The 2,396-nt window shown below is 38.6% G+C and carries 1 protein-coding gene; it reads right to left on the reverse strand.

Annotated features, from left to right (window positions below; translation table 11 throughout):
* Positions 1-157: 157 nt before the first annotated feature.
* Positions 158-2,083: a tetracycline resistance ribosomal protection protein Tet(Q) gene (gene tet(Q) / locus CIK92_RS12900; protein ID WP_002560998.1), complete on the reverse strand. Its 1,926-nt coding sequence runs from the start codon at positions 2,081-2,083 to the stop codon at positions 158-160.
* Positions 2,084-2,396 lie beyond the last annotated feature (313 nt).

Genomic DNA, 2,396 nt, shown 5'->3' on the forward strand with positions numbered 1-2,396 from the left:
GCATCGTGGGGTAAGGGGATGGTGGCTACATATTGATGTTGTGCTGTTGCTTTTTACTGAAAGCTGCTACTAACGACTCATAAATCTACCCTTAATCGTGTATTGGATGATAGTTGCGGATTTTAGGTTGCCTTATAGAAATTTCCTGACCGCTCCATTATTTTGATGACATTGATTTTTGGAACATGAATAAAAGTTTATCTTTTTCGTTCATGCGGATATTATCAGAATAATCGCCTTTTGTTATTTGATACCCGCATGGCTTGACCATAAAAACGCCTAAGCCCTTAGTGTATGAACTTACTTCTGAGGCGTAGTCTTTACTTGTATTTAATGGAACTTTCCCTTTAATATGACACCACTCATTATTGCAACTGATGTCTTCAATCTCAGACATCATTTTTTGCAAATCTGTAATAGCTTTGGAACTTGCCGCTTGGGGTATCTGCAACTCAAAATAGAGCATCGGTTCGAGAATGTCCACACCTGACTGTTGCAAGGCCAGCCTGAAGACATAAGGGGTCAGCTGTCTGAAATCAGCAGGTGTACTTACCGGGCTATAATACTCGGCTTGAGTAAAAGTTACTTTCAGATCAGTCACTTCCCATCCATGTAAACCAGATTGGCAAGACATACGAATCCCTTCAAAAACGGCATTTTGAAAAGAATGGTTCAGATAACCATAGGAGATGTCACTTTCGATTTGCAACCCTGTCCCTAACGGCAAGGGTTCAAGCGTCAGCCCTATTGTGGCCCAGTAAGGGTTGGGTGGCACTTCGATCTGAATAATCTTATTGACCTTTTTTACAGGTCGTTCTTTGTAGATAGTCTTGATCTCATCAAAATGGACCTTTACGGAAAATCGTTCTTCCAGCAATGTCTGTATGATTTCCTTTTGTGTCAAACCATATAACGAGATTTCCAATTCATCACTATATGAGTTTATGGAAAAGGACAAAGACGGGTCTTCAATCCACAATGTATTCAGAGCGGATATCACCTTGCTTCTCTCTTCGGACCTGTCTGGCCGGACGGAGGATTTGAGAGCGGGATGCTGATGAGATAACCCTTGAATCAAACAAGGTTTAGTACCTAAATAATCTCCGATTCGAAAATCTTCCATATCTTCTACAATCGCGATATCATTGGCCCCCACTTCATCAACATTTATCTCTCTGCCCTGATAAATAGTCTTTAGATTTTTAATCTTGATGAATTTTTCCGAATCGTTGATTCTTACAATGTCTCGAAGTCTCAGACTTCCGTCAATTATTTTTAGAAAACTTCTTTTATGTCCTTTGGGGTCATGCTCTATCTTATAGAGATAAGCTGAAAGTCTGTTTGAGACTGATTCTGGAGGAAGTATAAAAGAAGAGATGGCGTCCAACAACTCATTGATACCGATATTGAACATTGCTGATCCATGTAGTACCGGATAGACTTTGGCTTTTGCCACAAGATCGATTATCGTATTCCAATAATCAGCCGGTGAAATTTCGCTATCCGCCAAATATCGTTCTAATATATTGTCGTCATGGTTGCATACAAATTCTTTGTATTCTTCCTTTATATATGTTTGGGAGCAAATCGGATAAACCAATCCATCGACAACAGTTTGCATAAACAGGACATCTTGAGACAGATTTGTTTTTATATCCAGATACAAACGCTCTAAATTCACACCGTCACGGTCAATTTTATTGATAAATATAATTGTCGGGATTTGCAGTTTTTGTAAAGTATTGAACAGCAACTTTGTTTGCGCTTGTATGCCTTCCTTTGCGGATAAGATGAGGACTGCTCCATCAAGCATTTTGAATGTCCGCTCCACTTCCGCAATAAAATCCATGTGTCCCGGAGTGTCAATGATATTGCATTTCACTCCATTCCAGATAATAGATGTCGTAGAAGCCCGAACAGTAATTCCTCTACGTTTCTCTATATCCATAGAGTCTGTTATGGTGTCACCATTATCCACACGGCCGCACTTTTCCGTTGCTCCACTGGCAAACAGCAGATTCTCGGTTACGGAAGTTTTTCCTGCATCAATGTGAGCAAGAATTCCTAAATTTATAATATTCATTTGGATTAAGCAATAATATACTACAATAGATGCATTGTCGAAACGCACCTTTTAATACCTCCTCGTAGCATGTGAGAACTACAGGATTACTAACTCGTATTAATATGTATATTATTACTGCCGCATAACGATTACAAAATTACACAAAAAAATATATCTAACAAAAGTGGGAGGATTTTTTAACTTTCCTTAATTCCGCAACACTATAATTTAACTTTATTTATAAGTTCCTGAGCAACAAAAAGTTGCCCAGGATTTTGCCATGTCAGAATTTTCACTTATCTTAGTGTTGCAAAAAGAAAACAAGCAAAAC

The organism is Prevotella sp. P4-67 (assembly GCF_002251325.1).
GTDB lineage: Bacteria > Bacteroidota > Bacteroidia > Bacteroidales > Bacteroidaceae > Prevotella.